At 31.3% G+C, this 11,283-nt stretch carries 11 protein-coding genes and 1 pseudogene; 6 read left to right on the top strand and 6 right to left on the bottom strand.

Features of this window, described 5'->3' with window-relative positions; genetic code table 11:
* The first annotated feature begins 90 nt into the window (after window positions 1-90).
* Together AC3WQX_RS03905 and AC3WQX_RS03900 are read left to right on the top strand one after the other, a co-directional pair.
* Window positions 91-1,539, top strand: coding sequence for an amino acid permease (locus AC3WQX_RS03905; RefSeq protein ID WP_023350335.1), 1,449 nt, complete (start codon window positions 91-93; stop codon window positions 1,537-1,539).
* A 173-nt stretch (window positions 1,540-1,712) separates the two neighbouring features.
* Window positions 1,713-2,027 (top strand): hypothetical protein, encoded by a 315-nt coding sequence (locus AC3WQX_RS03900; protein WP_002433981.1) that lies wholly within the window; start codon window positions 1,713-1,715, stop codon window positions 2,025-2,027.
* 120 nt (window positions 2,028-2,147) lie between these two features.
* On the opposite strand, the gene AC3WQX_RS03895 is transcribed toward AC3WQX_RS03900, so the two are convergent.
* The 4 genes from AC3WQX_RS03895 to AC3WQX_RS03880 all read right to left on the bottom strand — a co-directional run bounded on the left by AC3WQX_RS03895 (window position 2,148) and on the right by AC3WQX_RS03880 (window position 6,285).
* Complete coding sequence (locus tag AC3WQX_RS03895) at window positions 2,148-2,951, bottom strand: Cof-type HAD-IIB family hydrolase (RefSeq protein ID WP_023350336.1); 804 nt, start codon at window positions 2,949-2,951, stop codon at window positions 2,148-2,150.
* 64 nt (window positions 2,952-3,015) lie between these two features.
* Window positions 3,016-3,936, bottom strand: a complete 921-nt coding sequence (gene thrB, locus AC3WQX_RS03890) for a homoserine kinase (protein WP_049307157.1) — start codon at window positions 3,934-3,936, stop codon at window positions 3,016-3,018.
* A gap of 1 nt (window position 3,937) precedes the next feature.
* Complete coding sequence (gene thrC, locus AC3WQX_RS03885; RefSeq protein WP_023350338.1) at window positions 3,938-4,999, bottom strand: threonine synthase; 1,062 nt, start codon at window positions 4,997-4,999, stop codon at window positions 3,938-3,940.
* A gap of 5 nt (window positions 5,000-5,004) precedes the next feature.
* Window positions 5,005-6,285, bottom strand: coding sequence for a homoserine dehydrogenase (locus AC3WQX_RS03880; protein WP_049307158.1), 1,281 nt, complete (start codon window positions 6,283-6,285; stop codon window positions 5,005-5,007).
* Window positions 6,286-6,473: 188 nt separating this feature from the next.
* Here AC3WQX_RS03880 and AC3WQX_RS03875 point away from each other — a divergent pair.
* Window positions 6,474-7,850: pseudogene (locus AC3WQX_RS03875) on the top strand (aspartate kinase).
* A gap of 69 nt (window positions 7,851-7,919) precedes the next feature.
* On the opposite strand, the gene AC3WQX_RS03870 reads toward AC3WQX_RS03875, so the two are convergent.
* Window positions 7,920-8,513 (bottom strand): hypothetical protein, encoded by a 594-nt coding sequence (locus AC3WQX_RS03870; RefSeq protein WP_002433636.1) that lies wholly within the window; start codon window positions 8,511-8,513, stop codon window positions 7,920-7,922.
* Between the two features lie 334 nt (window positions 8,514-8,847).
* On the opposite strand from AC3WQX_RS03870, the gene AC3WQX_RS03865 reads away from it, so the two are divergent.
* Window positions 8,848-9,705, top strand: coding sequence for an NERD domain-containing protein (locus AC3WQX_RS03865; protein ID WP_023350341.1), 858 nt, complete (start codon window positions 8,848-8,850; stop codon window positions 9,703-9,705).
* Window positions 9,706-9,766: 61 nt separating this feature from the next.
* Here AC3WQX_RS03865 and nucI read toward each other — a convergent pair whose 3' ends face one another.
* Complete coding sequence (gene nucI / locus AC3WQX_RS03860; RefSeq protein WP_002433760.1) at window positions 9,767-10,303, bottom strand: thermonuclease NucI; 537 nt, start codon at window positions 10,301-10,303, stop codon at window positions 9,767-9,769.
* 160 nt (window positions 10,304-10,463) lie between these two features.
* On the opposite strand from nucI, the gene AC3WQX_RS03855 reads away from it, so the two are divergent.
* Both AC3WQX_RS03855 and AC3WQX_RS03850 read left to right on the top strand, forming a co-directional pair.
* On the top strand, window positions 10,464-10,652 hold the full coding sequence (locus tag AC3WQX_RS03855) for a hypothetical protein (RefSeq protein ID WP_023350343.1): 189 nt from the start codon (window positions 10,464-10,466) through the stop codon (window positions 10,650-10,652).
* A 430-nt stretch (window positions 10,653-11,082) separates the two neighbouring features.
* Window positions 11,083-11,268, top strand: a complete 186-nt coding sequence (locus tag AC3WQX_RS03850) for a hypothetical protein (RefSeq protein ID WP_023350344.1) — start codon at window positions 11,083-11,085, stop codon at window positions 11,266-11,268.
* The last annotated feature ends 15 nt before the right edge of the window (window positions 11,269-11,283 follow it).

The following is an 11,283-nucleotide window of genomic DNA, read 5'->3' as shown; positions in this document are numbered from 1 at the left end:
ATTTCCGCTTTAAAGTGCTAAAAAGTTATTGAATACTATACCTAAAAAGATTAAAATGGTGGATATATTTAAATAGATGGGAGACACCTTATGGAAGATAACAATATGAAACGTGGACTCAAATCGAGACACATATCCATGATTGCAATTGGTGGCGCTATCGGAACAGGTTTATTCGTTGCAACTGCTAGTGTGATTTCGCAAGCAGGTCCCGGTGGCGCTATATTAGCTTATATTCTAATAGGAATTATGCTTTACTTTTTAATGTCATCTATTGGAGAACTAGCAACTTTTTACCCAGTATCAGGATCATTCAGTTCTTATTCAACTCGCTTTGTAGATCCATCTCTAGGTTTCACGATGGGATGGTTATATTGGGGAATGTGGTCACTTGTAACAAGTGTAGACATTATTGTGGCATCGAATGTCCTCCAATTTTGGGATATATTTAAAGTACTTAGTCCCCTAGCATGGAGTTTAATATTTTTAACTTTTATTTTCTTGATTAATATATTTTCAGTAAAAGCTTTTGGAGAAACTGAATTTTGGTTATCACTCATCAAGGTAATAACAATCATTGTTTTCATCATTGTTGGCATATTAATGATATTTGGTATATTAGGTGGTCATTCTTACGGCTTTGATAATTATACTAAAGGTCAAGCACCATTTGTTGGGGGTATATCAGGATTATTAAGCGTATTACTTGTAGCTGGTTTCTCTGTAGGCGGTACTGAAGTCGTCGCTGTTACTGCAGGTGAATCAAATAATCCTCAAAAATCAATGCCAAAAGCTATAAAACAAGTATTCTGGAGAATTTTATTATTCTATGTGTTATCTATCGCAGTTATAGCTGCAATTATACCTTATACTGATCCATTATTATTAAATGAGCATAAATCGGTCTCACAAAGTCCATTTACTATTGTATTCGATAGAATTGGAATCGCATTTGCTGCATCAGTTATTAATGCAGTTATTTTGACTTCATTGTTATCAGCAGCAAATTCAGGTATTTATACAACGAGTAGAATGCTATTTTCTCTAAGTGCCGATGGTCAGGCTCCTAAATTTTTCGGCAAATTAAACAAACAAACTAAATTACCTATGCGTGCTTTAGTTACAACTTACATCCTTATTACACTTGTTATAATATATGCAAATTTCAATGCAAATGCTGTGTTTAATCTATTAAACATCATTGGTTCAATGGTTATTGTAGTATGGGGATCTAGTATATGGTCTCAGATTAGATTGCGTAGGGCAATTAAAAGACAAGGTAAAAATCCTGATGAATTACTCCCTTATAAAGCACCATTTTATCCAGTAGGTCCAATAATTGTAATTATTACGTTATTGTTTTTATTATTAGGTAATTCTTACAGTAGTATTATTACTGGAGATTTATTAAGCGTTTTAAGAAACTTTGCACCTATCATTATCCTTTCAATTATTTATTTCGTGCATAAATTAATTAAACGCACTCATTTTGTTAAATTAGAAGAAATGGATTTAACTCCACATAATTATAAAAATTAATTACAAAGACGATGATTCCTAATAAGAATTGTCGTCTTTTTATTTTATTACTTTCATTAATTTACTTTATTCTTTTTTTAAAAATAAACTTCTTTTACGACAGCTTTGAATATTTTATGTTGAAAAGTAATCATGTATAATATAAGTAATAAAAAGGTTTAGAGGTGGATAACATGGTTGGACAAACTAACTTATTCGATGATGTTATAAAACAAGATGAACGTTTTGTCATTGTGGTTCAAGCCCTTGAAGAAAAAAATGGCAACTTATTAAAGCACACGCTAAGGGAATACCCTAGTTTAAAACATGATCAAATGAATGATTTATTTACACATCTCAAAGATGTATTTTTAGAAGAACCCTTCGAAGACAATCAATCAGCTTTTACTATTACTGTATATACTAATCTTGATTATGCTGCTGACCAAGTCTATGCACACATAAAAAGATATAAAGGGAAACATGATTGGACACATACTGCTAAATAAAATAAACACTCAAGCTATTGTCAAAATGGAATAACGCAAAAATGGACTGGTATGAATAACTCTTCTTCCCAGTCCATTTAAATATGTTAAAACCTGTATTTTTAGTAATTTTATTTTAAGTTAGATTAATTTCTTCAACATATGAGGAATCCCCTCTGAATTGTTATCTAAGGTAACTACATCAGCGCTTTCTTTAAGTTCTTCACTAGCATTACCCATCGCAACTGAATAACCAGCTACGTCAAACATAGATTGATCGTTTAAACTATCTCCAAACACTACTACTTCTTCTAAATTAATATTTTCTTTCTTACATAATGCTTTGATTGCATTTCCTTTAGAGACATCTTTAGCCATAAATTCTAAGAAAAATGGTTTACTTGTCGTTACATCTATGTCCTCATTGAAGAAACCATTAAGATCTACACGTGCTTCAGTAATATTACCTACATAATCTACACCCATAACTTTAGGTACATCATGATTAATATATGATTTAATATCTTCGACTCTTTTCATTGGTAAACCAGTCAATTCAGATTCAATATTCATATATTCGTGATCACTATCATGAATGATATAACCGTTATCATACGTTAAAACTAGAAATCCTCTTTCTCTACAATAATCTACAATTAAATCAAAATTGTCTTTAGAAACTGGTTTACTTACTTCAACTTCTTCATTGGACATTTTAATTGTTTTGCCACCGTTGTAGCTAATTATAAAACTCTCATTGTGATTTAACTGTAATTCTCTAGCTACGGGTATCATCCCTTCCGTAGGTCTACCAGATGCTAGAACTACGCTATATCCTTTATCTTGAATATCTATCAAATAGGATTTAGTTTCGGCTGACACTTCATTGTCACTGTTCATTAAAGTATCATCCATATCCAAAACTATCATTTTAAATTTACTCATATAGTAAAAGAACTCCTTCCGTGACTTAATCAAAAAATCATTCTTATCTATATTTTACAATAGTTTAGGACTTTAGGTACACAACTTCTTCTATAACGCCCTTCTCATTAATTGTAGCAAGCTCAGAGGTACAATGAGTGATTCGATCTCTTAATGCTCTTACTAATTCGCCACTACGTTCTCTAGGACACAAAGTTAAAATTGTAGGACCTGCACCACTGATGACAGTTGCGTATGCTTGGTGTTCTCGCGATAATTGGCGTACTTCCTCAAACTCTGGAATAAGATGTTGTCTAAACGGTTCATGAAACCCATCTTGTTCCATCATTTTACCAGCTAAGCCGTATTTATGTTGAATTAAGGCACATATCATAGTATTACTAATCGCACTATTTTGTACTGCTTTTTTATGTGAAAAGGTTTCAGGCAAAACATTTCTAGAGTCCTCTGTACGTAATTCATACGGTGGAATCGTTAGAATAATATCAACCTTAGGAACATCTATACGTGCGACATCTGTAACTTTTGTCTCTGGGTTATAATAGCCAGAAATTAATCCCCCATATATAGTTGGAGCAACATTATCAGGGTGACCTTCAATTTCAGTAGCTAATTGCAATAACTCATATTGTGATAATTGAATATTACCAAAATAGTTTGCAATATATAAAGCGCCCACTAGCGCTGAAGCAGAGGAACCTAATCCTCTAGCTAGTGGGATATCACTTCTCATTTCAATTTGTAAACATGGTAATGTTACTTTATATTTTTCTGCAACCTCTTGTGCAACTTTATATATATAATTACTTTCATCTTTGGGTAACGTTTCTAATTCAGGACTATAATATAAGAATTCCCAAGCATGTCCTTTAATTTCTTTAATAGACATGTATAAATATTTATCTAATGCCATTCCTATAGAATCAAAACCTACGCCTAAATTAGCAGTTGAAGCTGGAATCTTAAGTTTTAAAACTTCTTCCATATCAAATTGCCCCTTTAATGTATTTTATGATACTGTCCTTGTCATTAGGTAAAGGTTGAATTGGGTTGTCCAATAAGGAGATTGCTGTATCTGGATCTTTTAAGCCATTACCAGTTAAAACTGCCACTACTTTTTTACCTTTTGGAAGTTTACCTGCTCTATGAAGTTTAATTAAACCTGCGATTGATGCGTTACTTGCTGGTTCACTAAACACACCTTCATTTGTAGTCATTAATTGATAAGCTTCAAGTATTTCATCATCTGTTACGCTATCTATTAATCCGTTAGATTCCTCTAATGCTTTAACTGCTTTCTGCCAACTTGCTGGGTTACCGATACGGATGGCTGTAGCAACTGTTTCTGGATTTTTTATGACTTTATTTTGAACAATTGGCGCTGCACCTGCTGCTTGGAAACCAAACAATTGAGGTAATTGACTACCTTTTTTCTCATTATATTCTTTAAAACCTTTCCAATAAGCAGTAATATTTCCGGCATTACCAACAGGAATTGCCAATACGTCTGGAGCTTGTTCTAATTGTTCAACGATTTCGAATGCCCCAGTTTTCTGTCCTTCAATTCTAAAAGGATTCACTGAGTTCACTAATTCAATATCGCTGTTCTCTTTAGCAATTTCTTTAACAATCTCTAGTGCTTCATCAAAGTTGCCTTCAATTGAGACAATTTCTGCACCATACATTACAGCTTGTGATAATTTTCCGAGTGCAATCTTACCTTCAGGTATAACTACTATTGCTTTTAAACCTGCTCGCGCTGCATAAGCCGCTGCTGAAGCTGATGTATTTCCTGTAGATGCACATATCACTATCTTTTTACCCTGTTCTTTAGCTTTAGTGACCGCCATAACCATGCCACGATCTTTAAATGATCCTGTAGGGTTGGCACCTTCATATTTCACATACAATTCTATATCAAGTTTTTCAGATAACTTTTCACAATAAATAAGTGGTGTACTACCCTCGTTTAGAGTAATTTGTGGTGTTTCTTCATTAACTGGTAAATACTCTTTAAATTCTTGTACTAATCCTTGCCATCTTTTCATATTTATTAAACTCCTTCTACAGGATAAATCTTTTCGACTTCGTATCCTGATTTATTAAGAACATACTCTGGAGATTGATCCAATCCTATAATTATCACTGCTACTGTATTCTCATCTCTTTCAGCAATTTGAAGTGACTTATGGAATGGCAACAGTGCTTTGATATCATTTTCAATCTTATCAACTGTTAAATGATTATTTTGTAAAACAATGTAGTAATTTAACTTTTCTTGGATTACAACAGGTTCTTCCCCATCCATCATCTCTCTCGTTTCATCAGTTTTTAATTCAAAATGAGGTGGCAACGTGTGAAGGTTCGATTCAAAGAATAATGCTACATTGAGTAAATCACTTACAACAGCGCTTCCCGTGGCTAAACTACCAGCGCCTTTACCATAAAACATTGTGTCTCCTACAGCATCACCTATAACATAAATAGCGTTATATTCATTCTCAACAGCTGCAAGTTGATGTGACTTATGAATAAGCGTTGGCTCAACTGAAGCGTGAACATGGCCATTTTCATATGTACCTTTACCAATTAGTTTTATTTTAAAGCCTAATTGATCAGCAGCATTTATATCTGATAATGTTGTTCCACTAATACCCGTTAACTTCACATCATTAAGTTTAATTACTTGGTTAAATGATAGATAAGATGTAATGACAACTTTACGCGCAGCATCGACACCTTCCACATCATCTGTAGGATCCGCTTCGGCGAATCCTAATCTTTGAGCTTCATCAAGAGCATCCTCGAAACTTGTCTGTTCTCGGGTCATTTTTGTAAGAATAAAATTAGAAGTTCCGTTCAAAATACCCATAAATTTTGAAATATTATTAGCGTTTAAACCATTATTAATCGCATTAACAATTGGAATACCGCCCGCAACACTTGCTTCAAATTTTAAGGCTACGCCATTACTCTCTGCTAAATCTTCCAATAATTTTAAATGAACTGCTAATAAATCTTTGTTAGCAGTTATCACATGTTTTTTATTTTTAAGTGCAGTTCTTAACCAATCGACTGTAGGTTCTATACCTCCCATTACCTCAACAACAATATCAATTGATTCATCCCCTAATATCTCATCAATATCTTCAGTTAAATGATATTGGCTAATATTTAATGGACGCTTTTTTGATTTATCACGTACTAAAATATGCTTAATGACAATATCTTTATTGATGGTATCTTTAATTTGTTGCCTATTCTCCTCAATAATTTTGACAACACCTGATCCAACAGTTCCTAGACCAAGTAATGCAATATTTAATTCTTTCATGTATCATACCTCCTATTGTGCTTTTGAGAAAAACAATTGTACAGTTGAAAAATACTAAATAATGGTTTAGTATAAAATTATTCTTAATTTTTGTAAAGTTCTTAATATTGAAAATATAAATCTATAGTACCATGCTTAATCAGAAAACTGAATAGAATTTTCTGATTTTTTAGAAAGGTTGATAACTCATGAAAGTTGCTAAATTCGGAGGTAGTTCTGTCTCCAATGCTAAACAAATTAAAAAGGTATTAGATATTGTAAATGGAGACCCTGAGCGCAAGATAATTATTGTTTCTGCCCCAGGTAAAAGGAGTAATAATGATACCAAAACAACTGATTTACTCATTCGTTTATATGAAAAAGTACTCAATGGTTTAGATTATCAAAATAAGAAAAAAGAAATTATTCAGCGCTATGCTGACATTGTAAAAGAGTTAGATATGGATGATGAAATATTAACTACCATTGATGAAACGTTAGAACTTTACATTAACCAACTTTATGATAAACCTTCACGTTTATACGACGCTTTATTATCATGTGGAGAAGATTTCAATGCGCAATTGATTGCAAGCTACAATAATAGTCAAGGTATCCCTACACGGTATGTTTCTCCTAAAGAAGCTGGACTCACTGTGACGGATTTGCCACAACAAGCTCAAATTATAGATTCTTCATATGAAAAGATTTATAAATTACGTAATTATAAAGAAAAGCTTATTATCCCTGGTTTCTTTGGAATTTCTAAACAAAATTATATTGTAACCTTCCCCCGAGGCGGTTCAGATATTACCGGTGCTATAATTGCTAGAGGTGTAAGAGCATCTCTTTATGAAAACTTCACTGATGTGTCAGGTATTTTCAAAGCAAATCCAACAATTATAGATAAGCCGGAGTTAATTGAAGAGATTACTTATAGAGAAATGCGAGAACTTTCATATGCAGGGTTTGGAGTTTTTCATGATGAAGCGCTACAACCTTTATATAAGGATCGGATACCTGTTGTAATAAAAAATACGAATCGCCCAAATGATAAAGGTACTTATATTCGACATGATAGAGAAGTAAATTCGGACAATGTAATTAGTGGTATAAGTTGCGACAAAGGCTTTACAGTTATCAATATTAAGAAATATTTGATGAATAGATAGGTAGGATTTACACGAAAGATTCTAGCCGTATTAGAGGAGTTTAATATCTCATTTGATCATATGCCATCTGGTATTGATAATATCAGTATTATTATGCGTACGAATCAAATCAAAGGTAAAGAAAGTCAAGTTTTAAATGAAATCAGAAAACGGTGTGAAGTAGATGAACTTAGCGTTGACCACGACCTAGCAATTTTAATGATTGTTGGAGAAGGAATGAATCAAGTAGTTGGTACAGCAAGTAAAATCACTCATGCACTTTCAGAATCTAATATTAACTTAAAAATGATTAACCAAGGGGCTTCTGAAATATCAATGATGTTCGGTATACGAGTTGAAGATGCAGAAAAAGCTGTCCTATCAACTTATGAATTTTGTTACCACGGTATTTGTTTAAAAAATTTATGTTCATAAAAGATAAAAAGATTTCTACAATACATATACTACTTTAGTCTATATTAAGTGTATGTCGTAGAAATCTTTTTATGATATTTTTCTATTATTTATTACCGCTTCTTCAATACGTTTTTTCCCTACTACTAATTTTAAAATATAAAATTGATAATAACTTAGTGAATCAATCACAGCCTTATAATTTGAAAATTGATGATAATTTTGATTATCCATTAAATCATACATTAAAACTATTTCAGGTTTTATATAATCTACATTCCAGTTTAATGAGTGAAAATAAATATTATTTTTTGGTAAACGGATTTTATTATCTAATCTGAATATCCACTGATCATTTACTACATCATAAACGAAAATATTGAGAACCATATTTCCATCTTTGAATACTTCTACATGGGCAACTTCAGATAATGAAAGTTTTTTATTCTTCGAAACCCCATTTGCCTTACCATAATATTCTATAGTGAAATCCTTAGGTATAACTTTGACGATTTCAATTAATTTTTTGCGTTCAACGCAAATATCCACTTTATTAGGTAACTTAAACTCATCATTCAAAAACAACTGCATCGCAACTTCACCATGAAATTTAAAAATATGAGTAGATGTATCCATTAATATCTTAACTATTTGGTCGACTGGTTTTTGTGCTTCAAGTTTCATTCGTACACCTCCTTAAGCAAGCGCTTTCATAAATTTAATTATACATTCGAAATATACAATTATCAAACGCAGAATTGTGAACATTTAGTAAATTAAAATTAATATATTTATAAAGTATAGCCTTTTCATATATACATAAAAACAAAAAGAGTTATATTACGTTCTTTTAGATATTGAGTAAAGATTTCGATTTCTTAAAATTTTGTAAACATTAAATATAGCGCAAGAAAGTTTAATCATTATTTGTACTCATAATGATTGAACTCAAATTTTAAGACGTATATAATTTGTTTTGAAATTAGAATTTAAAATCTTAAGATTTGGGTGAATATTTATGTCTGTAACGGTCATTTTATCTGTAATTATTATTATTTTGATTATAGCTATTGTCTTAAATCAAAGATATATGAAAGATAGAGTTGAGACTGAAGAATACGCTAGAAATCAATTAATTGCTAAAAATTCAACTTTAAGCGAAGAAAATTTAGCTTTAAAGAATCAAATGTTAAGTTCTAATAACGATGTAGGACACCATGCTTTTAAAAATGCTAAGCGTGAGTTACAAAAGATTTTGGATCGCTTTAAAAACAACGGTCGATTAAAAACATATTCAATTGTTTCTACAAATAATTTAGCTGTGAAACACCCATTATTTGAATATGCAAGATCATTTGATTTTATTATTGTCACTGATGTAGGACTCATCAATGTCGACGTAAAAAATTGGAATCAAAAAACTTTCTACCATTTCGACGTTCCAGATAAACATTTTGAAGAAAAGAATCAACCCTATGATACTGATCAAATAGTAGGTCATTATGTAAGTAGTAGATATCATAGCCAATTCAATACGACACGTACAGGTGTCTATACATTTACAGAAATCTTACAAGATAATCGTGTGATATACGAGTTTTATGATCAAGATCCATACCAACAAGCTGCAAACAATGCTAAAGCACTTAAAGATCAAATTGAATCAGATTATCGATTTAAGATACAAAGTATCGGCGTTGTTTATTTCAGTGATGGTAGCGTAAATATTATTGAAGGTTCAGATGAAAGTGATAAATATGTGGATACAGTATCTACTCAATCTTCTCTTGAAAAGGTCATAGAAGATGCTATACAACTTTCTAAGCACCCTCTCAATGATGAACAAGTCCAAGATATATCTGAGAGTTTTAAATAACATTTCATAGATTAAAAAGGCCAAGAAGATTGCTAATAAATCCTCTTGGCCTTTAAATATATTAACTCCATAAGTTCACTTTATTTTGTTTCGCCTCTTCTTGTGCTTTTTTAAGAATTTGTCTGTACTTACCATTTGGAGAATAGTATTTCTCTCTAGCTAACCCCTTCTCAACTAGCTCTCTATTAAACATCCTATTTTTACTTAGCCAAACGTAAGCTAAAGTTCGACCATATCTATCATTTTTTTCTTTATCATACTCTAAATAAACATATTTATGTGTTAACTCTTTCTTACTATAATTTGACGCTTCTTTACCATAGGGTTGAACAGGAGTATTAGGTTTAACCGTTTCAGGCGTGTCCATACCAATCATTCTAACTTTAATGCGCTCACCATCTTTCTTAGCAAGAAAAGTATCTCCATCCACTACACGCTCAACGTAGACTTTGTCCTTCCCTTTCAAATCTGCGCTTTGATTTTCTTCCGTTGATTGATGAGCACCGAATGGCCCATCATGGTTAATAAATTGAAATAGTATTACTATTATTGCGATTAATGCAACAACAATTAGCGATAATCCTTTTTTTGATTTCATAGATGTCACCTTACTTCACGTTATATTCTGATTTATGTTAAATAAAATTCACTTTGTAGTCAACATGAAATTTAAACTGATGAATCAAAAGCTTCTTCTAATAGTTATTTTTTCAAAATGTAAGCTCATGCTATAATATGTAATGTTAGGAGTGAAATAGATGGATTCATCTAATGAAAGTAAAATATCTTTAATCGCAATTATTGTAGCAATAATCATAGGCGTAGTATTACAAATAGTATTTAAATTACCTATTATAGTAAGTGTTGTAGTAGCCATATTATTAGGCATTTTAGTTGGTTTCATTGTATACATTATTCAATCAACACTAAATAAAAGGAAAAAGTGAAGGTAAAATGGTCTAAGGAAACTTTAAACTTCAAAGGGAAAGTTCAAATGGCTTCTCTTAAGTTAGACTATCCTTAGGAAGAGAAGTCGTTATAAATTAAAAAATACAATTAATGATAATAGAATTTTTACGAACCATACGCATAGCGTATGGTTTTTTATATTAATAAGGCTTTTGCAAAAATATATTTAGCTAAAATCAAATTTAAAATATTTCACAAATTAGGAGTAATAATTATCTAAAGTGGTATAGTTACAGAAATAATATAATATCTATTTTTACAACTAAACTATTCAGCTTTATTTTATAGAAGAATAATTTTTATAAATGTATCTCCGACATTAAAGTTGTAAGTAGATAAAGTCTAAATTTATTAACAATTTATTAAGACTAACATATTTACAACACTTATGATTGGAGGTACGAAACGATGGAAATTTTAGATTGTATCATCGACACAAACTCTGTGACGTATAAAGTAAAAACAGCTAAAGGAAAAATATTTCAACACACCTTGAGTATTGAAACACCCACACACAAAGTTGTAGAAATTTTATCACTATTATCTAATTATGTAGATAAAACTGACCGTCCGAAATTAATAATTAAAAAGTAATATATTCTATCAAAG

The organism is Staphylococcus sp. FW104-15G4D (assembly GCF_058790135.1).
Note: the sequence above shows the minus strand (reverse complement) of the source record. Positions and strands in the feature narration are given on the sequence as shown.

Bases quoted from the DNA above. Each gene is read 5' to 3' on its own strand.
- AC3WQX_RS03870 (WP_002433636.1), bottom strand. From the start codon at position 8,513: ATGAAACTTGAAGCACAAAAACCAGTCGACCAAATAGTTAAGATATTA.
- AC3WQX_RS03895 (WP_023350336.1), bottom strand. From the start codon at position 2,951: ATGAGTAAATTTAAAATGATAGTTTTGGATATGGATGATACTTTAATG.
- thrC (WP_023350338.1), bottom strand. From the start codon at position 4,999: ATGAAAAGATGGCAAGGATTAGTACAAGAATTTAAAGAGTATTTACCA.
- AC3WQX_RS03855 (WP_023350343.1), top strand. From the start codon at position 10,464: ATGGATTCATCTAATGAAAGTAAAATATCTTTAATCGCAATTATTGTA.
- AC3WQX_RS03880 (WP_049307158.1), bottom strand. From the start codon at position 6,285: ATGAAAGAATTAAATATTGCATTACTTGGTCTAGGAACTGTTGGATCA.
- AC3WQX_RS03905 (WP_023350335.1), top strand. From the start codon at position 91: ATGGAAGATAACAATATGAAACGTGGACTCAAATCGAGACACATATCC.
- nucI (WP_002433760.1), bottom strand. From the start codon at position 10,303: ATGAAATCAAAAAAAGGATTATCGCTAATTGTTGTTGCATTAATCGCA.
- AC3WQX_RS03850 (WP_023350344.1), top strand. From the start codon at position 11,083: ATGGAAATTTTAGATTGTATCATCGACACAAACTCTGTGACGTATAAA.
- AC3WQX_RS03900 (WP_002433981.1), top strand. From the start codon at position 1,713: ATGGTTGGACAAACTAACTTATTCGATGATGTTATAAAACAAGATGAA.
- thrB (WP_049307157.1), bottom strand. From the start codon at position 3,936: ATGGAAGAAGTTTTAAAACTTAAGATTCCAGCTTCAACTGCTAATTTA.
- AC3WQX_RS03865 (WP_023350341.1), top strand. From the start codon at position 8,848: ATGTCTGTAACGGTCATTTTATCTGTAATTATTATTATTTTGATTATA.